A 22,327-nucleotide genomic window follows, 5' to 3' on the forward strand; every position below is an offset into this window, starting at 1 on the left:
ATGGGTGATAGGCTATTGGCTAGCGGAACATGCTTCGGGCAATTCATGGCAAAAAAACTATTCATGGATTAATAGTTTAACGCAGCGGCGCAGAGCAATGATGGCTATAGGCTATGGGCTGGCACGATCATAATCCTAAAAATCTGTGCCAATCTGTGGCTAAAATAAAAGTATGAGGAATGAAATGCCAAATTAAAAGTCAAAAGGCAAGTCAACAGTCCATAGTCAAAAGCCCCATCTTCGTGTCCTTCGTGATCTTCACGGTTGCGAGGCTTCGTAGCCCTTCGTGGCCTTCGTGGATCAAAACCAATGCCCAATTTGTTCAATGCTCTCTGTTCAATGCTCTCTGTTCTCTGTTCTCGATACCCTACCACTAGACTATGATTTTATGGCATAATAGGGCCACTCCATGTTTGAGCAACGTCCTCGCATCAATCAGAACGGCATTTCCCCCATGCTTGTGGAAAGGCTACCAACCAGCGCGTCTACACCAGTCCAGCAACATCAGAATAGGGGGATTCCCATGGCCTCAATCGGACGGATTGATCGGAATGTTTCGAGTTTGCCACGCCCAGATGAGTATCCACCGTCGAGCATCACCTTTGATTTCATGTCAATGGTTTTTGCTGCATGGTGGTTGGTTGGTTTATTCGCCGATGGTGCCGCCCATGCAGAGAATGCAGTTGATACCTTCTTTACGCCATGGCATCTTATTCTCTACTCTGGCTTTTTGGCGGTAGCACTATGGATTGGCGGGTTGCAACTGCGCAATATGTACAAAGGCTACAGCATTTGGCGGGCCTTGCCCCGCGGCTATTTGCTGGCCTTGGTGGGCATTATTTTGTTTGCGATTGCTGCGCCGCTGGATTTTATTTGGCACGACGTTTTTGGCTTTGAGCTGCGGCTTGATGCTTTGCTTAGCCCGCCGCACTTGATGCTGATTACTGGCGCGATGTTGTTTGGAACCGCTCCTTTACGTACGGCGTGGATTCGCTTGCAACAAGGCGAGAAACTGGTTGGCTGGCGGGGTGGGCTTGCTCCGATGGTCTTGTCGCTGTTTTTCTTTATGGTCACAACCGCCTTTATGACCCAATATGCCCATCCTTTGGCTTCGCCCAAATGGCTTTCCTCGCCTTATAGTGTCGAAATCGAGATGTATCGGACTGACCTGTGGGGGATTGCTTCAGCCCATATCAGCACCTTCGTTTTGATTAGCATTTTGTTGCTTTCGCTGCGCTTCTGGCCCTTGCCATTTGGCTCAATTACGCTGTTGGTCGGCGGCAGTATGTTTATGCTCTGGGTTATGCGGGTCTCGAAAGTCATGAACTATTGGCCGGTTTTGGTTTGGGCAGTGGTTATTGGCTTGGCTGCCGATTGCGCTATGCACTATTGGAAGATCGATCGCCATAACCGTTTGGGCATTCGCTTGCTCTGTAGTTTGTTGCCAGCAGGCTTCTTTTTGGGCTACTACCTGATTATTATGGCTGGGCCTGGCCTGACATGGATTACCCATATGTGGACAGGCATGATTTTTGAAGTAGCCATTGTTGGCTTGATGTTGAGTTTCTTGGTGGCTCCGCCCTACGAAACCCTGCCTAAAGCTGACTAAAAACGCAATTTCGCCGTTTGCAAACGCACTTCATGGCCGATGAAGTGCGTTTAGTTTTTAAGAAGTGTAGGGAAACTAGGCCGGATAGCACCTTTTGGTGTGCTAAGTATTTACCTTTTGGCTATCGTCGCCGCTGGAATCTATGCTACTATGGCCATACTTATGACAAGGCGGTCGAGCCATTCTTGCTTAGCATTCCACTCTACTTGCTCTTTATCGCCATAGCCCTATCACATGCAAGGAGGCCAAGCATGGCAACGGTCGGCCCAACCAAAACTACCGCAGCACGGCTGAATCCTGCGCCTGTAGGCTATCCACCATTCAGCAAACGGCTTGATGCATTGTGTATTTTCTTTAGCATTTGGTTGATTATAGGGCTTTTTATTGATGGTTTGGCGCATAAAGAGCAACGGGTCGATACGTTTTTTTCGCCGTGGCATGCAGTGCTTTATTCGGGCTTTTTAGGCATTACCTGCTTGATTGGCACGGTGCAACTGCGCAATATGTATCGCCACTATCCGCTGACCAAAGCCTTGCCCCGCGGCTATTTCCCTGCATTGTTGGGCATTCTGCTGTTTTCATTTGCTGCCCCGCTGGATTTTATGTGGCACGAATGGTTTGGCTTTGAATTGCGCATCGATGCGTTATTTAGCCCACCACATTTGATGATTATCAGCGGGGCGATGTTATTTGGCACTGCGCCATTACGTACTGCCTGGATTCAAACCCAAGCTGGAGCGCGCTTGCATGGCTGGCGTGATTTAGGCCCGATGGTGATGTCGCTATTTTTTCTGATGGCTGCCGTGAGCTTTTTTACCCAATATGCCAGCCCAATCGTCAATGCGCCATTGCTCTCCGAGCCATATGTTGCCACAACGATGTCGGATATTGATCTACGTGGGATTAGTACAGGCATCATCACCACGCTGGTGTTAATTGGGGTGTTGCTGCTCTCGCTGCGCTTCTGGCCCTTGCCATTTGGGGCAATGACGCTATTACTTGGCGGGAGCACAGCTTTAATTTGGTTTGTGCACAATCAAACATCGAGAGCCTATTGGTCAGTCGTAGTTTGGGCAGCAATCGTAGGCTTGCTTTCTGATCTGGCTATGCATGGCTTCAAGATTAATCAACAACGCCCATTGCGCGTTCGCCTGCTGTGCAGTTTGCTGCCTGCTGGCTTCTTCCTTGGCTACTATCTGATAATTATGGCCAGTATCGGCCTCAATTGGATTACCCATATGTGGACGGGCATGGTGTTTGAAGTAGCGATTTTGGGCTTTTGCCTGAGCTTAATCGCGATTCCACCCTATGCAAGGATAATTGAAGCGAGCACAGATCAGGAGCTTTGATTCACGAAGGATAGGAACGATCGCTATAGGCTATATGTATTGTTTCATTGGATTAGCAACACGTGGCATTCCCTCACCCCCAACCCCCTCGCCCACTGAACGCGGGCGAGGGGGAGCACTGGTTTTTACCCCCGTATTGCGCAAGAACCACGGCGTTAAAGCCCCTCGCCCGCCACGTGGGAGAGGGGTTAGGGGGTGAGGGGATCAAGCCGTGGTTAACCTCATGAACTCGTACATCTTCTATGTTCAATGTTCTATGCTCTATGCTCTTTAGCTAGCCTTTGCGCCCAAATTGGCGTTCGATTTGGCCTTGAGTAATTTGGAGCATGGTTGGGCGGCCATGGGGGCAGGTGCGCGGCATTTCGCAGCGTTCAAGTTGTTGCAGCAGTTGGCGCATTTCTTCGTGGGTCAGGGTTTTACCAGCCCGAATTGAGCTATGGCAGGCGATGGTGGTTAACATCTTTTCGCGTCGATCATCGCTGGTAGCGCCACCTTCGTAGCTTAGATGATCGGCGATTTCCATTAATGCAGTTGCAATTTGGCCAACGTGGAGATTGCTTGGCACCGCCCGCAACATCAATGTGCCTTCGCCAAATTCCTCTGCTTCAAAGCCCCATTGTTCCAAATCGGCCAAATGCGCGCTGAGCAAGCGCGTTACTGCTGGCGGCAATTCAATTGGCTGGGCTAGCATCAGGGTTTGGCGCTCAATCGGCACATCTTGGTGCTCAGCCATCAAGCGCTCATAAACCACTCGTTCGTGGGCAGCATGTTGATCGACCAAGTACATGCCATCGCTGCTTTCCGCCACAATGTAGGTTTCGTTTACTTGGCCAACCACCCGTAGCATTGGCAATTTGGCCTCGCCTGGCTCAGGCATGCTCGGCGCATATGCCGGATCGAAGGCTTGTTGTTGAGGTGGCAAAAAGGCGCTTGGCTGGCTTTGGCTGGTTGCTGGTGTTTCAAAGCGCGCCTGTTTGGCGATTGGCGGCAACGCTACGGTCGAATCAAAATCATCATCGGGATAATTATTGACCTGTGGACGCGGCGCGACTGGTGCATCATCAAATAAGGGCGCATCGTTGCTCGACCCACGCCGTTCACCATTTGGCGAGCGTAATTCGACCCGCCGATTGACGCTTTCATTGGCCCCAAAGCCTGTCCAAGCCCGAATGGTGCTTTGTGCTGCTAAGGCTTCGCGCACGGCCTTGGTCAACGCGCCATAGACATGCGATTGATTGCGGAACTTGACCTCGCTCTTGGTTGGGTGCACATTTACATCAACCGCTTCTGGCTCAAGCTCAATATTCAAGGCCACGATTGGGTGGCGGCCTTTCATCAACAACGTATGATAAGCCTCTTCGATCATATAAACCAAATTGCCTTGAGGCTTGATCCAGCGTTGATTGACGAATAAATGCATGTAGGAACGAGCAGCGCGGAAGGTTGAAGGCTGGCTAACGAAGCCATGCACCCGCACCGTCTCATCTTCTGCTTCCGAGGTGCGATCGACGCTAATCATCTCGCGGCCAACATCAATGCCATACAATTCGATTAAAGCATCGAGCAAGCGACCATTGCCTGGCGTTTGCAGCGCAAGCTTGCCATCAAGCAGCAATGTCCAGCGAATATTGGGGTAGGCCAAGGCATATTGGGTCACGATGGTGCTAATCTGGCTCATTTCGGTGGCATCGGAACGCATAAATTTGAGCCGCGCTGGCGTGTTATAGAACAAATTGCGAATTGTGAAGGTCGTGCCAACCGAGCAGCCACGGGGAGTTTTAGCCTGAATCTCTCCACCAGCAATTCGTAATTCGGTGCCAACCTCGTCAGCGGCGGTACGCGTAAGGCAGGTTACTTGGGCGACCGAGGCGATTGATGGCAAGGCTTCGCCACGAAACCCAAGCGTGCGAATCGAGAACAAATCCTCAATCTCGGTAACTTTGCTGGTCGCATGGCGCAAAAATGCCGTTTCAACCTCGTCACTTGGAATCCCAGAGCCATTATCTTGGATGCGCAACTCGCGTTTGCCACCTTCGCGTGCTTCGACCCGAATCTCAGTAGCGCCAGCATCAACCGAATTTTCAATTAATTCTTTGACCACCGAAGCAGGGCGTTCAACCACCTCACCAGCGGCGATTTGGGCGGCTAAAGTTGGGTCTAAAACACGAATTGGCATTGCTCTGGCTCCTCGTAGATGCACATTTTACCCTGCCATTGTAGCATAATTTGGGCTTTTTAGCATAAATGAGCTATTCTGGAAATGGGGATCGGGGGTTAGTTGCTGGGGATCGGAAAAGCAGCAACCGCGAAGAACGCGAAGATCACGAAGGATAATTATTTTTTAGCCATAGATTGACACAGATGTTTAGGATTATGTTTTTGTCAGCCCAAAGCCAATAGCGTTATCCCTCTGCACATCTGCATTACCATTGATTCACGAAGGCTCACAATTGGGTACTAGAAGGAATTAAACAATCCACAAAATAAACATTTGGGGGTGCAGGGGGCTGAAAACCCCCTGCGTTTCCCGCTGGCGGGACGGAAGGGTGGCAAACTATTTACATGCGCTCATCAACGCGGGCGAGCACAAATTTGAGGTAGCGTCCCTCATTGAAATGCGCTGGCACTGGATGATCAAGCGCCTGCCCAGCTTCATGAATAATCCGCACTTGTTGGTCGGTTTGGGCCGCCGCCTCGCCAAGCATCAAGCGAAAATTAGCAGGCGATAGTTGGCTGGTACAGCTGGCCGAAGCCAAAAGCCCCCCAGTTGCCACACACTGAATCGCCAAGGCATTGAGTTTGACATAAGCACGGGTGGCGGCATGGATGTTCTTCTTCGAACGGGCAAACGAGGGCGGATCAAGAATCACCAAATCGTAGGTTTCGCCGCGCTGAATCGTGCGATGCAGAAAATCAAAGCAATCGCGGGCTAAGAACGTATGCTGTTCGCCCATCAAATCGTTGAGCACAAAATTTTGCTCTGCATCGCGGGCCGCTGCTGGCGCAATATCGACGCTGGTGGTTGCGCTGGCCCCACCTCGGGCTGCATATAACGAAAATGCTCCGGTGTAGGAGAAACAATTGAGCACCGTTTTGCCTTTGCTCCATTGCTCGATCGTGTGGCGATTCTCACGGTGATCGAGAAATAAGCCGGTTTTCTGGCCCTCAAACAGATTAGCAATCAACTTGAGGCCATGCTCTTGCACTACTAAATTGGCTGGCGGCAGTTCTCCCCACAACAACTCAATCTTGCCAGTTTCATCATCGTTTTCGCTATCGTCGCGGCGGCGACGCACCACACCACGCAGTTGCGGCACGCTAGCTTGCAAGGCCTTGACCACATCAGCAATCAACACCTCAACACAATCTGCATAGGTCGCAATCACCGCGTATTGGTTGTAGAGATCGATGGTGATGCCTGGCATGCCATCGCCTTCGCCGAACAACAGTCGATAGGCGGTTGTGGCAGTTTGGCGCAATGGTTCGCGCGCTTGCCATGCCTGCTGAACCATTGTTTTGATCCAGTTGGCATCTGGTTGCATGCGGCTGGAGAAGATGCGCAGCGCAATCGGCGAGCGCGCATCCCACAAACCAAAACCTTGCCAATTGCCACAATGCAGCCGAACCCATGTGCCGCTGGCTAAGCGGGTACTAGGCGGCACATGGTCGCGATAAACCCATGGATGGCCTGCCTGTAAATGGGCCTTGAGCTGCGTTGGCAAATTGATAGTTGGCATTGAACGGGCGGCCACACACGACTCCTCTTAGACTGCCGATGGCACGTAACCACGCACCATCTGCAATAAATCTTGCACATCAAACGGCTTGGAAATGTAGTTGGTATAGCCAGCACTAAAGGCTCGTTGGCGATCTTCCTCGGCAGCATGGGCTGTAACCGCAATCACCGGAATATGCGCCAAATCGGGCTGCATGCGAATTTCGCGAATCAGCGTCCAGCCATCTTTAACCGGCAGTCCTACATCAAGTAGTACAAGCGCCGGGCGATGTTGGCGCATATATTCAATGAGTTGTAGCCCGCCATTCAGAGTGCGCACGTTGTAGCCGTAGCGGGTCAACATGCGCATAACTAGGTCGGCAAGTGATGGTGTATCATCAACAACTACGATATGTTGCATAATTTTCTATACCCCCGTAATGTAGATCGATATAAAACCTCGCAAAGGTCACGCTTATTTCATCCAAACTGGTAATCGATGGTAGCAACCATAGCCACTGTCAAGATTACCGCGTTGTAATGATTCAATGGAGGACTTTAGTCCTAGCTTACGAGGGTGACTTTACTTCTAAGCTTACCAAATTGCGCAATAAATCACAATTCGACTGAGCCAAGTTGCGGTTGGGTGATCGTTGGCAGCACTAAACTGGTCTGATCGCTATCGCTTGTGTGTTGGCTGCCACGCTCAAGCGGATTCGAAACAAAGGCAATTGGTAAGACTTCATCCATATGTTCTACTGCAATCACGGTAATTTGGCGACGCACGTTGTTGGGCACTTCTTCGAGATCACGCAGATTCTTTTTGGGAATCAGCATGGTCGTGATGCCCGCCCGAAATGCGCCCAAGATTTTGTCGCGCAGGCCGCCGATTGGCAGCACCCGCCCGCGCAAGGTAATTTCGCCAGTCATGGCTACATCGCGGCGCAATGGCCGATGGGTCAAGGCCGAAATAACCGAACAGGCTAAGGTAATGCCTGCCGATGGCCCATCCTTGGGCACACCGCCTTCTGGCACGTGAATATGAATATCGATTTTCTCGAAGCGCTTGCCATCAATTCCCAAGCGCCGCGAGGAAGCCCGCGCATACGAGAGCGCTGCTTGCGCCGATTCCTGCATCACATCGCCAAGCTGGCCGGTCAAGGTGGTTGTACCTTTGCCATCGACGATTGCGGTTTCGATGGCGACCACATCGCCGCCATTGCTCGACCAAACCATGCCGGTTGCTACGCCAATTTCATCGCGGTCGTTGGCGCGGCTATAGTCGAATGGTGGCTGGCCAAGAAAATCGGTGAGCATCGTTGGCGTAATTCGGTGTGGATAACGCTTTTTCTCGGCCACACGGCGGGCGATTTTGCGACAAATGCCGCCAATCTCGCGCTCAAGATTACGCACGCCTGCTTCCCATGTGTAGGTGCGAATGATTTGGCGCAACGCTTCATCGCTAATGCTGATGGGATGTTGCTTCAAGCCATTGGCTTCAATTTGCTTGGGAATCAAGAATTTACGCGCAATTTGCACTTTTTCTTCTTCGATATAGCCTGGCAGCTCAACAATCTCCATCCGATCCAGCAATGGCTCGTCGATCGGATCAAGCATGTTGGCGGTGGTAATAAACATAATTTTCGAGAGATCATATGGCAAATCAAGGTAGTGATCGGCAAACGTGTTGTTTTGCTCAGGATCAAGCACCTCTAACAAGGCTGCCGCTGGATCGCCACGAAAATCGTTGCCCAGCTTATCGATCTCATCGAGCATAAAGACGGGGTTGATCGTACCAGCGTCTTTCATGGTTTGGATGATGCGGCCTGGCATTGCGCCGATGTAGGTGCGGCGATGGCCGCGAATTTCGGCCTCGTCGTGTACGCCGCCAAGCGAAAGCCGCACAAACTCGCGGCCTAGCGCTTCGGCAACCGAACGGCCAAGGCTGGTTTTGCCAACGCCTGGCGGGCCAACAAAGCACAAAATTGGCGATTTGGTGCTATCGCCAGCAAGCATACGTACCGCAATAAATTCGAGAATCCGATCTTTGACCTTTTTCAAGCCATAGTGGTTATTCTCGAGCACCTGGGCGGCCACTTGAAGGTCGTTGACATCAGTGCTGGTTTTCGACCAAGGCAATTCTAAGAGCCAATCCAAATAGGTCCGAATAACGCTATATTCGGGCGCTGCTGGCGGCATCATTTCCAAGCGGCCAAGCTCTTCGAGGGCTTTGGCTTGGGCCTTGGCAGGCAGATCAGCGGCCACAATCCGATCATGCAATTCATTCAATTCGCGGGTCAGCGGATCGTCTTGGCCAAGCTCGGTTTGGATAGCCTTGAGTTGTTCGCGCAGGAAGAAATCGCGTTGCGATTTATCGACCTCTTTTTGCACTTGATTTTGAATGTGATGCTCTAGCTCGAGCACATCCAACTCTTGCGAAAGCACGACGCTCAAACGGCGCAAGCGTTCCTCGACCTCGAATAGTTCGAGCAATTGCTGGCGGCGGCCAATATCAAGCGGCAAGGTTGAGGCGATCAAATCGGCGAGGGCGCTGCCATCTTCAAGGTTGAGCGCGGCAACATAGGCATCATCGGGCATGGTACGGCTGAGCTTGACCACTTTTTCATATGAGGCCAACACGCCGCGCATCATGGCCTCAACCGCCAAACTCGATTCCTGATCAGGCTCGATAATCTGTACTTGGGCGTTGATGTAGGGTTCGGTTGCCAGCCAATCGACAATTTGCACCCGCTGTTGGCCTTGAACCAAAACCGAGGTTGTACCATCGGGCAATTTCAACACCCGTTCGATATGGGCTATGACCCCGACCTGATACAGTTGGCTGGTATCGTGCTCCTCGATTTCAATAGTGCGTTGGGCTACGGCAACAATCCGCCGATCAGCGCTCATGGCGGCTTCAATTGCGGCCATCGATAGCTCACGAGCTACAAAGAGCGGAGTGACCATTGTCGGGAAAAGCACGGTATTAATCAGCGGGAGCACAGGTAATTCAACCCTGGCTGCTACCTGCACATCATCCACCAACTGTCCATCATCTGCCATGGGTTACACCTTTTGTCACAAGTCCAGATTGAGTTGCTTGCAGAAACATACGGGGCATTATAGCACAGCCTTCTTGCGATCAACGGTTGCTGGCCCGCTACGCGACCATCCAGATCGGCCTTTATGGGCTGCGTGAAGAAATTGTTACATATGGTAAGCAAAATCGTACTTTAGCGCTTGGGCTTGGCTGATTACACTTGAAGCACCACAAAGGAGGATGGTATGGCCACGCAACGGCAACAGGCTCTGAAGGTCTGGGGGAGGCTGCGATGATTACCGCAACGATGCGTGTTGGAGAATTACTGGGGCGCTACCCAGAGCTGGAAGATTGGCTGGTGTTGAATTTGCCAAGGCTGGCTCGGCTTTCGAATCCCCATTTGCGCCGGATGTTAAGCCGCTGGTTAACCTTGAGCCAGCTCGCCCAAATGATGCACTTAGATGTTGATCAGCTGCTGATGGCGGTCAATCAAGCCTTGAATACGACCAAACAACCAGTTACGCCACTGATTGAACCCCCAGCTTGGCTGCAAGAACGCCCAATTCATCAAACAATCCACGTCGATCAGATCAGCAACGAAGTTGATGACCCCGTACAATTGATTTTGCGCAGCGCCAAAGCTGTGCCCGCCGGAACGGTCTTATTATTGGTTAATTCGTTTGATCCTAGCCAGCTCAGCGCCAGCTTAGAGCATCAAGGCTTTGTTAGTTGGCAACGGGCCAATCAAGCATTTTGGGATTGTTATCTGTATCGCAAACTGCCTGGCGAAGAGCAATGGTTTGCTGTCCGCCCTGAGCCACAGCACTACACAGTCATTGATAATCGTGGCCTGAAAACGCCGTTGCCCTTGGTCAATACCTTAGAAGCCTTGACCAGCTTGGAGCCAGGCCAGCAATTGTTGAGCTTGACCGATCTTCAGCCAACCTATTTGTTTCCAATGCTCGACGAACGTGGTTTTATTTATAGCACGAGTCGCGCAATCGATTATGGCTATATCACCACCATTAGCCGGCCATTGATTTCAGTTAATTAGCATGCCCTCACCCCAACCCCTCGCCCGTCCGACGGGCGAGGGGCTTTAATCTGATGATTTTCGCATGATCCGTGGAATGCATGCCCGCGTCTAGTTGCAACATGAATCCTCAATATATTCAAAATATGGCTTTACATTTGGCCAAAGCTCGGTTATCATATCGGAGATTACCGAAATGAGGATTGGTTATGACATCGGCACTGCCCCATGAAATTCAGGCTTTTTTGCGGGCGTTGGGCAACGAAACCCGCCAAACGATCTTATTTCTGTTTGCCAGCCACCAACAACTAACGGTTGGCGAAATTGCCGAACTGGCCCAAATTGGGCAATCGACCGCCTCGGAACACTTAACCATGCTCAAACGCGCAGGCTTGTTGATTTCAACCCGCCAAGGCAAAGAGGTCATTTACCAAGCAGATAACCAACAAATGGTGGCCTATGCCGAGGAATTATTGGCCTATTTAAAAACTTGTACCTACGAATAGCACTTTTTTTTATTCAATATATCGTTATATTCCGAAATGACGATATGTTAGCTAAGGAGCAAACCAATGCAAGCAATCGTAATTGTTGGCGGCTATGGGGTAGTTGGTGCGCAAATTGCCCAAATCTTACGCCAGAGCCATGGCGATTTGCCTTTGATTTTGGCGGGGCGTAATCCAGATCAGGCTCAAGCTTTGCTGACCGAACTTGGCGCACACACCAGCGCGGCGGCGGTTGATGTGCTCAAACCGAATCCATTGGCGGGCTTGCAACCGCGCGCAATCATCAATGCAGTTAACGATCCACATGATTATCTGTTGCACGAAGCAGTTGCACGGGGAATTCCGCTGGTCGATATTACCCGCTGGACAGCGCGCCTCCAACACACCTTGAATCGGCTTGATCGGGCTGCGCTCAAGGCTCCATTGGTTTTTGCTTCGCATTGGATGGCGGGCTTGGCGAGCGTGGTGGCGGTTGCAGCAACTCAGCAATTAGCCCACACCGAACAGCTCGATTTGCATGTGCTGTTTTCGCTCAAGGATAAAGCTGGACCAAATTCGATTGAATATATGCAGCATCTTACTACGCCGTTTACAATCACTGAAAAGCATCAGCCGCGTGAGGTTTATCCCTATACCGAGCCGCAAAGTGTTACCTTTCCCAATGGCTACCGCGCGAAAACCTATCGCTTCGATACGCCCGATCAATGGACGTTGCCGCAAAGCACCAAGGCAGCGAGTGTTTCCGCCCGCATCACCTTTGATGATCGCTTGACGATGGGTTTGTTGTTGGGTTTGGCGCGCTCGGGCGTGTGGAAATTGTTGCTGCATCGGCGCTTTGATCGCTTGCGCCATGCTTTGCTCTACAACCCAGGCAAAGGCGCTGCCCATGAATTAGTTTGGCAGATTAGCGGGCGTGATGCTGCTGGCAACCCACAGCAACTTACCAAAACGATTGTTGATCCGCAAGGCCAGACCCATTTGACCGCGGTGGGCGCGGTGATTCAGCTTGAAACCATGGTGGGGTTGGATGGCAGCCCAGCCTTGGATGCGGGCATCTACTTCCCTGAAACTGCGCCAAAGTTGGCCTATGCTTTGGAGCGCATGCAACAGCTTGGGGTGGAATTGAATTAATTGGATCAGCAGCGGCTTGCGAAATATCAAGGCGCTGCTTATTTTTGTATGCTTATTGTGCCATCACAAAGGCCCCATACAGAATCAGAAAATTAATGATAACGATTGCACTATGCACGATTAAGCCGTTGCGCAATGTGGGTTGTGAGCCAACATCAACAGCGTGATTAAATGGCACAAAAACCTCTTGGGTAGCAGCTTGGGCAGGCGCTTGCACCCGCAACCGCAGCAGATCACTGCTTCGATATGGTCCTTCGGTGTAGGCATTGCGCAGCATTGGCACATATTTTCGGCCTATGATTAACCCAATTATGCCAACGATAATTAATTCAGCATAGGGCAGCGGTAATGCTCCTTGCTGAATCAAATAGATCAATAGTGCAAAATATTGGCCAATGCTCAGCCAACGTAAACTATGCAGCAGAAACCAGCGAATTGTTGTTTTGAAAAATGCATAGCCATAACAGAGACTGATCCATGCAATCAGGCTTGTTCCAAGCAGCCATAGATAGAAAAGCATAAAACCTCACACTCAAAAGTAGGTTTAATTTGAAAATTAAATTATTTTCTCATTTATTGCGTAAAATGCTGAATTGTAATTTGTTTATGGATTTAGGCATAACTATCACGCTTATTTGGTGGATTGATCGATTGAAGCGTGCTGAAATTAAGTGCAGGAAGAACGAATGAGGCTTAGTGGTTTGTTGCGATGGAGCGACTCTTAATCTCGGGGATGATCATAGCAAAGCCAATTTGGCTTGTCAATGGGATTTGTGATTGCCTCACCCAAAGCCCCTCTCTTACAAGGGTAGATTTTGAGCGATTGGTCGGCGGTGGAGCGTTCCCTCACCCCCCAACCCCCTCTCCCACCAAAAGGCGGGCGAGGGGGAGCTTCCGTGGATTTCCGACGAATCATGCGAAATCCACCATGTTAAGCCCCTCGACCGCGCCACGGGAGCGGGGTTGGGGTGAGGGGATCTTAACTACCTACCCTTGTAAGAAAGCCCCTCTCCCGTCGAACGGAAGAGGGGCTTTGAGCATGGAGTTTTGGATTATTTAGAAGTGAGAACGCTCGAAATTAATCGCGGCGCAGCTTGCGATAGGTAATGCGATGGGGATGATCGGCGGCGCTGCCTAGGCGTTTGCGGCGATCAGCCTCGTATTCGCTGTAGGTGCCAGGATACCAAACCACTTGGCTATCGCCTTCAAAGGCTAGCATGTGGGTGGCAACCCGATCGAGGAACCAGCGATCGTGGGAAATGATAACGGCACAGCCGCCAAAATTTTCCAAGGCTTCTTCCAAGGCGCGCAGGGTATGCACGTCTAAGTCGTTGGTTGGTTCGTCAAGCAGAATGACATTTGCACCCGATTTGAGCATTTTGGCCAAATGCACGCGGTTGCGCTCGCCACCTGAGAGGCTGCCGACCTTCTTTTGTTGGTCTGAGCCAGAGAAGTTGAAGCGCGCGACATAGGCGCGTGAGTTGACCGTGCGTGGCCCCAGCTGAATTTGTTCAGCGCCCTCGGAAATTTCTTCCCAGACGGTTTTTTCTGGGTCGAGCGTTTCGCGGCTTTGGTCGACATAGGCCAACTTGACGGTTGAGCCAACCTCAAATACACCACTATCTGGCTGTTCTTGGCCGGTGATCATGCGGAACAAGGTGGTTTTACCCGCACCGTTTGGCCCGATGATGCCCACAATCCCGCCGGCAGGCAAATCGAGGGTCAGGTTATCGTAGAGCAATTTGTCGCCAAACGATTTGCTGACATCGTTGGAGCGAATCACAATATCACCCAAACGTGGCCCTGGTGGAATGAAAATTTCCAATTCGCCTTGAGCTTTTTCAGTATTTTGGCTCAGCAATTGCTCGTAGGCATTGATCCGCGCTTTGCTTTTGGTTTGGCGGGCCTTGGGAGCCATATTAATCCAATCCAACTCGCGTTGGAGGGTTTTTTGGCGTTGTGATTCGGCTTTTTCTTCGTTGGCAAGGCGATTTTGTTTTTGCTCAAGCCACGATGAATAATTGCCCTTCCACGGAATCCCTTGGCCACGATCTAGTTCCAAAATCCAGCCAGCCACATTATTTAAGAAGTGACGGTCGTGGGTTACGGCGATGACCGTGCCCGGATAGTCTTGCAAGTGCTTTTCGAGCCAAGCCACCGATTCAGCGTCAAGGTGGTTGGTTGGTTCGTCGAGCAGCAAAATGCTCGGCTCTTCGAGCAACAAGCGACACAGCGCAACCCGCCGACGTTCACCGCCAGAAAGCACCTCGACTGGTGTATCCGATGGTGGGCAGCGCAATGCATCCATAGCAAAATCGAGGCGGCTATCCAAATCCCAGGCATTCATTTGATCAAGTTTATCTTGCACTTCGCCTTGGCGTTGGATCAGCGCATCCATTTCGTCGTCGCTCATCGATTCGCCGAATTTGGTGTTAATTTCGTCGTATTCACGCAGGGCATCGACGACTGGTTTAACCGCTTCTTCGACAATTTGGCGCACGGTTTTGCCTGCGGCTAATTGTGGTTCTTGCTCAAGGTAACCAATCGTATAGCCTGGCGCGAGAACCGTTTCGCCTTGAAACTCTTGGTCAACGCCAGCCAAAATGCGCAAGAGGCTCGATTTACCGGAACCGTTTGTCCCAAGCACGCCAATTTTTGCACCCAAAAAATAGGATAACGAAATATCCTTCAATACTTGCTTATTGGGCGGATGAATTTTGCTCACCCGAACCATCGAGTAGATAACTTTGTTATCCACAAACACCTCACATCTATGCCAGATTTCATTCGGCCTTATTGTACTTGAATTTGGGGGGAGTAGAACATAGAGCAAAGAACATAGAACATAGGACTTGCAATTCAGAGCATGCCCTCACCCCCAGCCCCTCTCCCGTGCGCGGGCGAGGGGAACCGACTCTTTTTTACGAAGGAATTGGGAAGAACCAAGATTTTAACGCCCCTCGCCCGCGCACGGGAGAGGGGTTGGGGTGAGGGAATCAAATCGTGGTTAACCTAATAAACCTTTATATCTAGCACCTAACCTTATGTTCTATGCTCTCTGTTCTATGTTCTATACTCGGTTTGGCTCAAGGCGCGAACGTGAGCGGCATGGTCGGGGGCCAGCACAATCGATTCGCCGACGAGAATTGCATCAACGCCCCAATCGCGCAAGGTTGGCAACACGTCGGGGCCATGGATGCCGCTTTCGGCCACCAACACAGGCCGTTGCGGATCGCCGATGGCGGGCAAGCTAGCACCAACGCGCTGGGTGGTGGCAATATCGACGCTGAAACTATGCAAATCGCGGTTGTTGATGCCAATAATTTGAGCTTGCAGTGCTTGGGCACGCGCCATTTCAGCTTCAGTATGCACTTCGACCAATGCTTCCATGCCTAAGCCATAGGTCAGTGTATACAACTCCTGCAAGGTTTGATCATCGAGCATGCCAACAATCAGCAAAATTGCATCAGCACCATAGACCCGTGCTTCGTAAATTTGGTAGGGATCGTAGATGAAATCCTTGCGTAATAACGGCGTAGCATAGCCTAATTTGTCGAGATGCTCATGAATGGTGCGCAAATAGATCAGGCTGCCTTGAAAAAACCGCACATCAGTTAACACCGAAATTGCTGCCGCCCCGTTGATTGCATAGGTTTCTGCAAGTTCGGTGGGGTTGAAATGCTCCAAAAAGACCCCTTTGGATGGACTGGCCTTTTTGACTTCGGCGATCAAGCTAATTCGATTTGGTTGGCGCAGGGCTTGGCGCAAACTGCGTGGCGCAGGCGAGGTTCCCAATTGCTGGTCAAGCTTGGCTTGGGGAACCTTCAATTTTTGGCGTTCGACCTCGGTGCGTTTATGGGCAAAAATCTGATCTAAAATTGTCGCATTCATTGGGAAACCTCGTGGGCTAGAAACAGCTGTGCATGGCGCTAGAGTAGCATATGGTTTAGCGCTATGCCAATTGGCTTTATTGTTGGGAGGCAACAATTCGTGAGTGCGATTTATGGGCGTTTTGATTTTGCCGATGCGACTGGGCAACCCCAAGCGTTGGAGTTTCGCCAACCGTTGGCGGTCTATCAGGCGACGACCAGCGCCGAGGTGCTTCCGACGATTCAAGCTGCGCAGGCTGCAGCTCAAACTGGAGCCTATGTGATTGGCTATCTGAGCTACGAGGCGGCAGCGGCGTTTGATCTAGCGTTGGCGTGTCATCCACCATCCAGCTTGCCCTTGGTATGGTTTGCGGCTTTTGCAGCACCGCAGGTTGTCGAGCCAGCAACCCAACCCTATCAGCTCTCGGCGTGGCAACCAAGCATGGGCCTTGAGCAGTATCGGCAGGCTGTCAGCGCAATTCATGCGGCAATTGCCCGCGGCGAAACCTACCAAGTTAACTATACCTTGCGCTTGCGGGCCGATTTTAGCGGCGATCCATTGGCGTTCTACCACGATTTACGGGCTGCCCAAGCAGCCAATTATTGCGCCTACCTCGACCTTGGCGAGTATCAAATTCTTTCGGCTTCGCCTGAACTTTTCTTTGATTGGCGCGATCAGCGTTTGACCACCAAGCCAATGAAGGGTACTGCCCCACGTGGGCGTTGGCTCGAAGAAGATGAACGCTTGGCGCGTCAATTACAGACCTCGGAGAAAAATCGCGCCGAAAATTTGATGATTGTTGATCTGTTGCGCAACGATTTGGGTCGAGTTGCCGCAATTGGCAGCGTTGGCGTGCCACGTTTGTTTGAGCTAGAGCGCTATCGCACGCTGTGGCAACTCACTTCAACCGTGGCCGCCAAAACCAAGCCCAACACCAGCTTGCTCGATATTCTGCAAGCGCTGTTTCCATGTGGCTCGATTACTGGTGCGCCCAAAGTTAAAACGATGGAATTAATTCGCCAGCTTGAGGCTGAGCCACGGGCGGTGTATTGTGGTGCGCTTGGCATGTTGCGGCCTGATGGCAGTGCAACCTTTAATGTGGCAATTCGCACCGTTTGGATCGATCAGCGCCAGCAGCAGGCGGAATATGGCGTGGGCGGCGGCATAACCTGGGATTCGCAGGCCGATGATGAATATGCAGAAGCTCAGCTTAAAGCCCAACTATTGACCGAGCGCTGGCCGCAATTTGATTTGATTGAAACCTTGCGCTGGGATGGTCAAGCCTATTGGTTGTTGGAGCATCACTTGCAGCGCTTGCAGGCTTCGGCGGCCTATTTTGGCTTTGCTTATGATCAAGCTGCAATTATTACAGCGCTCAACCAGCATAGCCAAGCGTGCGAAACCCCCTTAAGAGTGCGCTTGAACCTCACCCCTGCGGGTGAGATCGTAATTGCCAGTACGCCATTAACGCCGACCGCCGATGGCCAAAAGGTGATGCTGGCTCCCACAGCGGTTAACTCGCAAAATCGCTTTCTCTACCACAAAACAACCAACCGCATGGTGTATGAAGACTTCACCCAAGAATCCCCCACGTATTTTGATGTCTTGCTGTGGAATGAGCATGGTCAGTTGACCGAATTTACCAGAGGCAATCTGGTGCTTGAGCTTGATGGCCAGCGTTGGACTCCCCCAGTTAGTGCCGGATTATTGGCTGGCACATATCGCGCCGAATTGTTGCAACAACAAGCCATCTACGAGCGTACTTTAGTCCTAGCCGATCTACAAGCGGCGAACAGAATTTGGCTGATTAATAGTATCCGCGGCTGGGTTTTAGTTGAACTTAATACTACAGACGTTACCACTTCTGATTAATAACCCCAGCGGTACTAGGACTAAAGGTATAGCAAAAAGTGGTATAACGCCCGATGTTATACCACTTTATATTCATATAATTATGATATACGCGCGCATTTGCATAGCTAACTAGCTATTAACTGGTTCACCTTTAGCGGTGATCAAAGAGAGGACTAAAGAATGCGCTTTGGGTGATAGACATAGGCTAGTTGGATAGATTAAGGTAGTACTCAGGTAATTAGCTTAATCGCCATATGTTGCCCTGAGAAAGCACAGATGGCAGGCCGTGTAGAACGTGTAGATGAGGTATGTTATGCCAACCACAACACACCTACAACCAGCAGCGAGAACGGTTCCAGCGCCAATTCCCAAGCTGGAAGCGTCGGCTGCCGCTGAACGGGATTCGCTTGATCCCGTTTGGCAACCCACAACTATCGTAGCTCCGAAACTGATTTTATTGAGTCAAACAGCCTCCAAGTCGCGGCTTGATGCACAAGTTATGCAAACTCAACAAAACCTTTGGCGTGTGGCACATCAGCAAGCATTCGCCAATTGCCCTGCCTCGGCAACCCTGTTGCTTGGGCCAATTGGCGCGTGTTGCCTGACCAGTAGAGATGAATTATTTGCTTGAGAAGCAACCAACCTAGAGTTAGGTTTGTCAAGCATTTAGGAGATTGACTCAATGCCAACCCGTACTACATTGCATCACTTAGCGACGCTTATGCCCCGCGATCTTCCTGTGCTCTATTGTCCATTTCCGGCAGCTATCCACCCCGATGCGCTGGCGATTCAGGCCTCAACCCAAGCCTGGGCTGATAACTTTGGCTTGCTCGACGATTTGGAAACGCGAATCTCATTCAATCAACGCGGCTATGGCACGTTGATGGCCCGCGCCTACCCCAATGCCTTGGCCGAGCGCATGCCAGCCATCGCCGATTGGAGCACTAGCCTCTTTCTGCTTGATGATCAATTAGATCGTTTTGGCCGCGATCACGATGCCAGCGCCATGGCGACGCTTTTACAACGCTTGATGAAAGTGCTCAAAGGTTCGCCAGCCAAACGCCACGATTTGCCAATTGTTCGAGCCATGGGCGATGTTACCAACCGTCTCGTGCAGGGTTCGCCAGAAGCATGGCAACATTTCTTCTTTGATTCGTTGCGCAAATCGTTTGCTGCGGTGCAATGGGAAGCCAACAATCGTGCTCAGGGTTATATTCCAACTCAAAAAACTTATGCTATGCAGCGTTTGTATACGAGTGGCACCTATTTGTGCTTAGCCTTGATTGAATTTGGCAATAACGAATTTTTGCATCCTCAAGTGCGGTTGCATCCAATGGTGCGGCGTTTGTGTGAGTATGTGAATCGGGTGGTGTTCTACTCGAATGATATTATTTCATTGCGCAAAGAATTATTAGCTGGCGATTGGCAAAATTTGGTCTATTTGATTCATGCGCAACATCAATTGCCCATTGGCGAAGCATTAAATTACGTTGCGCGTTTGCATAACGATACGATTAATCAATTTACGCGCGAACGAATGATGCTCGATAAGTTGGCTCCTGAAATTTGTTCGCCCACGCTGTATCGTTTTGTCGATGGCTTGGCAACATGGATGCGGGCCAATCACGATTGGTCAACCATGACCTCGCGCTATCAAACCTCGACCGAAGGTTTACATGGCTCGCAATATTGTGCGTAGCGCTTGATTGGTTGTTGAAGTGGTGTGTTGGATGAAGGAACTGTATTGTGAGAGATGCAGTTCTTTTCTTTTTAAGCTGCTAGAATTGTTAGGCATTTCCAGCGCGCAGTGGCTGTCAATCCAATCAGTCGAATGATGAATCGCTGCTTCCCTCTTGCGATGGATTGCAAGCGAGTTTTTTGTGGTTAAATAGCCATACCGCCGAGCTGAATTTAGAGGGAACTGCATATGCTGATGACGTTATCGACAACCCACACGCCCGCCACCGATTTGGGTTTTATTTTACATAAGCACCCTGATCGGGTGCAGCAGTTTGAATTGCCATTTGGCACAGCCCATGTCTTTTATCCAGAAACCAGCCCAGAACTCTGTCGCGTAGCCTTGCTGCTTGAGGTTGATCCGGTGGCGTTGGTGCGCGGCAATGCTGGCGGTCAAGGTATGCTCAGCCAGTATGTGAACGATCGCCCGTATGTGGCATCGTCGTTGCTGAGCGTCGCCTTAGGTGCAGTGTTTTCGAGCGCAATTGCTGGAGTTTGTAAAAAACGGCCAGAGTTGGTCGAGCAACGTATGCCGCTAACCGTCGAGCTGCCAGTCGTGGCGGTACGTGCCAAAGCTGGTTTGGGCTTGGTTAAAAGTTTATTTGAGCCATTGGGCTATAGCGTAGAAGCAACGCCAATCGAGCTTGATCCCAGCCAAACTGCGAGCCAACATGCCTATCTATCAATACGATTAAGTGCCCATTTGACCGTAAAACAATTGCTCACGCACATATATGTGCTCATCCCTGTGTTGGATAATAGCAAGCACTATTGGATTGGTCAAGATGAGGTGAGCAAATTGTTACGCAAAGGTGATGGTTGGTTGGCGCAGCACCCTGAACGCGAATTAATTACAATGCGCTATTTGCGCTATCAAAAAAGCCTGGCCAGCACTGCGCTAGAGCAATTGCTGCAAGCGGCCGCGCCAGAGACAGTTGAGCAAACCGAAGCAGTTGACGAAGCAGCACCGCCCGAAGTTCGCCAACAAAGCCTGCATACCCAACGCCACAACGTGATTGTGCAACGCTTGAAGGCAGCAGGCGCACAACGGATTTTGGATTTGGGCTGTGGTGAGGGCAAACTCCTGCGCGAGTTGCTCAAAGATGCGCAATTTAGCACGGTGGTTGGCATGGAATTGAGCACACGCTCGTTGGCGATTTTGCAGCAACGAGCTGAGCGCTTGCCCAGCCACCAACGCCAACGCCTCAGCCTATTACACGGCTCGTTGCTCTATCGCGATCAACGATTAAAGGGCTTCGACGCTGCGGCGATTGTCGAAGTGCTGGAGCACCTTGAGCTTGGCCATTTGCCAGCTTTTGAGCAAACGATTTTTGGCTTTGCGCACCCGAAATTGGTGCTGGTGACAACGCCCAACCGTGAGTACAACCAATTGTTTCCCAGCTTGCCCGCTGATCAGTTGCGCCACCGCGACCATCGTTTTGAGTGGACGCGCGCTGAGTTTGCAGCTTGGGCCGAGCGCGTGGCCGCCGCCTACAACTATCGGGTGACAATCGAGCCATTAGGCCCAGAAGATGCCAACCATGGCGCGCCTTCGCAATTGGGGGTGTTTGAAGATGCAACCTAAACTTCATTTAGCGCTCGGAACCCATGTGGTTTTGTTGCGCGCAATCGAAAACCAAACCAAACACAGCGTGGCCCAAGTGGTTGCAACGCCCTGCGAGCATAGCGAACGCTACACGGTGCGCTGTGTTGATGGCACGCTCTTGCAATTAACCCGCCAAGATTTTGGCTTGCGCAAGCAATTCAACGATCCATTAGTGGGCTTAGAGCAACCAAATTTGGCCGAACAGCGCGACTGGATTCAGTATCGTTGCGTGATTGGCTCGCGAGCCTATGGCCTTGATACGCCCGAATCGGATACTGATTGGCGTGGCTTTTTTGTGCCGCCAGCCAACGTGCATTGGGGGCTTGCTGGCATTCCTGAGCAATATGAATTGAGCGAAACGCAGGAGCATTATTGGGAAGTGCAAAAATTTTTGACTTTGCTGTTGCGCGCCAATCCAAGTGCCTTGGAATGTTTGTATAGCGATTTGGTTGAACATGCCTCGCCCTTGGCGCTTGAGCTGCGGGCAATGCGCCATACGCTGCTGACCAGCCGCATTTATCAAAGCCACAATAGCTATGTGCTGGCCCAATTTCGCCTGCTCGAACGCGATTTACGCACCAATGGCAGCTTGCGCTGGAAACATGTGATGCACCTGATTCGGCTATTGCTCAGTGGGATTCATGGCTTACGCCATGGCGAATTGCGCTTGCGCCATGTTGAACATCGCGAGCAACTGATGGCGATTCGGACTGGCGAAATGCAATGGGAAGCGATTAACCGCTGGCGGATTGCCCTGCATGCTGAATTTGAACAAGCCTATGCCACCACCAAATTGCCAATTTTGCCCGATCTTGCGGCGGCAAATGCCTGGCTCTTAGCTGTGCGCCGCGCTCAAGTGGCCTAAGGAGAGATATTG

Annotated in this window: 17 protein-coding genes; 10 read left to right on the forward strand and 7 right to left on the reverse strand. The window is 51.1% G+C overall.

Translation table 11 applies throughout. The features are described from left to right. Positions 1-523 precede the first annotated feature (523 nt). Positions 524-1,609 (forward strand): hypothetical protein, encoded by a 1,086-nt coding sequence (locus ACFMKP_RS16725; RefSeq protein ID WP_382293323.1) that lies wholly within the window; start codon positions 524-526, stop codon positions 1,607-1,609. Positions 1,610-1,860: 251 nt separating this feature from the next. Then, complete coding sequence (locus tag ACFMKP_RS16730; RefSeq protein WP_382293325.1) at positions 1,861-2,958, forward strand: hypothetical protein; 1,098 nt, start codon at positions 1,861-1,863, stop codon at positions 2,956-2,958. A 274-nt stretch (positions 2,959-3,232) separates the two neighbouring features. On the opposite strand, the gene mutL is transcribed toward ACFMKP_RS16730, so the two are convergent. From mutL to lon, 4 genes are all read right to left on the reverse strand, one after another. Then, on the reverse strand, positions 3,233-5,134 hold the full coding sequence (gene mutL / locus ACFMKP_RS16735; RefSeq protein ID WP_382293327.1) for a DNA mismatch repair endonuclease MutL: 1,902 nt from the start codon (positions 5,132-5,134) through the stop codon (positions 3,233-3,235). Between the two features lie 382 nt (positions 5,135-5,516). Continuing rightward, positions 5,517-6,710 (reverse strand): class I SAM-dependent rRNA methyltransferase, encoded by a 1,194-nt coding sequence (locus tag ACFMKP_RS16740; RefSeq protein ID WP_382293329.1) that lies wholly within the window; start codon positions 6,708-6,710, stop codon positions 5,517-5,519. A gap of 12 nt (positions 6,711-6,722) precedes the next feature. After that, the gene (locus ACFMKP_RS16745) at positions 6,723-7,094 is read right to left on the reverse strand and encodes a response regulator (RefSeq protein WP_110513487.1); all 372 of its coding nucleotides are present in this window, start codon (positions 7,092-7,094) and stop codon (positions 6,723-6,725) included. A 194-nt stretch (positions 7,095-7,288) separates the two neighbouring features. Next, complete coding sequence (gene lon, locus ACFMKP_RS16750) at positions 7,289-9,736, reverse strand: endopeptidase La (RefSeq protein WP_382293332.1); 2,448 nt, start codon at positions 9,734-9,736, stop codon at positions 7,289-7,291. Positions 9,737-10,005: 269 nt separating this feature from the next. On the opposite strand from lon, the gene ACFMKP_RS16755 reads away from it, so the two are divergent. From ACFMKP_RS16755 to ACFMKP_RS16765, 3 genes are all read left to right on the forward strand, one after another. Continuing rightward, complete coding sequence (locus tag ACFMKP_RS16755; protein WP_382293333.1) at positions 10,006-10,767, forward strand: DUF2249 domain-containing protein; 762 nt, start codon at positions 10,006-10,008, stop codon at positions 10,765-10,767. A 188-nt stretch (positions 10,768-10,955) separates the two neighbouring features. After that, the gene (locus ACFMKP_RS16760) at positions 10,956-11,252 is read left to right on the forward strand and encodes a helix-turn-helix transcriptional regulator (protein ID WP_204754325.1); all 297 of its coding nucleotides are present in this window, start codon (positions 10,956-10,958) and stop codon (positions 11,250-11,252) included. A 66-nt stretch (positions 11,253-11,318) separates the two neighbouring features. Beyond that, complete coding sequence (locus ACFMKP_RS16765; protein ID WP_382293335.1) at positions 11,319-12,383, forward strand: saccharopine dehydrogenase family protein; 1,065 nt, start codon at positions 11,319-11,321, stop codon at positions 12,381-12,383. A gap of 52 nt (positions 12,384-12,435) precedes the next feature. Here the strand turns inward: ACFMKP_RS16765 and ACFMKP_RS16770 are convergent, their stop codons facing one another. The 3 genes from ACFMKP_RS16770 to trpC all read right to left on the reverse strand — a co-directional run bounded on the left by ACFMKP_RS16770 (position 12,436) and on the right by trpC (position 16,274). Beyond that, positions 12,436-12,903: a hypothetical protein gene (locus ACFMKP_RS16770; protein WP_382293337.1), complete on the reverse strand. Its 468-nt coding sequence runs from the start codon at positions 12,901-12,903 to the stop codon at positions 12,436-12,438. A 558-nt stretch (positions 12,904-13,461) separates the two neighbouring features. Continuing rightward, on the reverse strand, positions 13,462-15,141 hold the full coding sequence (gene ettA / locus ACFMKP_RS16775) for an energy-dependent translational throttle protein EttA (protein ID WP_382293339.1): 1,680 nt from the start codon (positions 15,139-15,141) through the stop codon (positions 13,462-13,464). A gap of 305 nt (positions 15,142-15,446) precedes the next feature. Continuing rightward, complete coding sequence (gene trpC, locus ACFMKP_RS16780) at positions 15,447-16,274, reverse strand: indole-3-glycerol phosphate synthase TrpC (RefSeq protein ID WP_382293341.1); 828 nt, start codon at positions 16,272-16,274, stop codon at positions 15,447-15,449. Between the two features lie 99 nt (positions 16,275-16,373). Between trpC and pabB the strand changes: the two genes are divergently transcribed. From pabB to ACFMKP_RS16805, 5 genes are all read left to right on the forward strand, one after another. Continuing rightward, a complete protein-coding gene (gene pabB, locus ACFMKP_RS16785) occupies positions 16,374-18,125 on the forward strand; it encodes an aminodeoxychorismate synthase component I (protein WP_382293343.1) in 1,752 nt (583 codons plus the stop codon). Positions 18,126-18,420: 295 nt separating this feature from the next. After that, on the forward strand, positions 18,421-18,738 hold the full coding sequence (locus tag ACFMKP_RS16790) for a hypothetical protein (protein ID WP_382293345.1): 318 nt from the start codon (positions 18,421-18,423) through the stop codon (positions 18,736-18,738). A 51-nt stretch (positions 18,739-18,789) separates the two neighbouring features. Next, entirely contained in the window at positions 18,790-19,806 is a 1,017-nt protein-coding gene (locus ACFMKP_RS16795; RefSeq protein ID WP_382293346.1) for a hypothetical protein, read from the forward strand. 228 nt (positions 19,807-20,034) lie between these two features. Beyond that, a complete protein-coding gene (locus ACFMKP_RS16800; RefSeq protein WP_382293348.1) occupies positions 20,035-21,429 on the forward strand; it encodes a 3' terminal RNA ribose 2'-O-methyltransferase Hen1 in 1,395 nt (464 codons plus the stop codon). Next, a complete protein-coding gene (locus ACFMKP_RS16805; RefSeq protein ID WP_382293350.1) occupies positions 21,419-22,315 on the forward strand; it encodes a DNA polymerase beta superfamily protein in 897 nt (298 codons plus the stop codon). Before ACFMKP_RS16800 ends, ACFMKP_RS16805 begins: the two co-directional genes overlap by 11 nt. The last annotated feature ends 12 nt before the right edge of the window (positions 22,316-22,327 follow it).

It is taken from the genome of Herpetosiphon sp. NSE202 (assembly GCF_042688385.1).
Classification (GTDB): Bacteria; Chloroflexota; Chloroflexia; order Chloroflexales; family Herpetosiphonaceae; genus Herpetosiphon.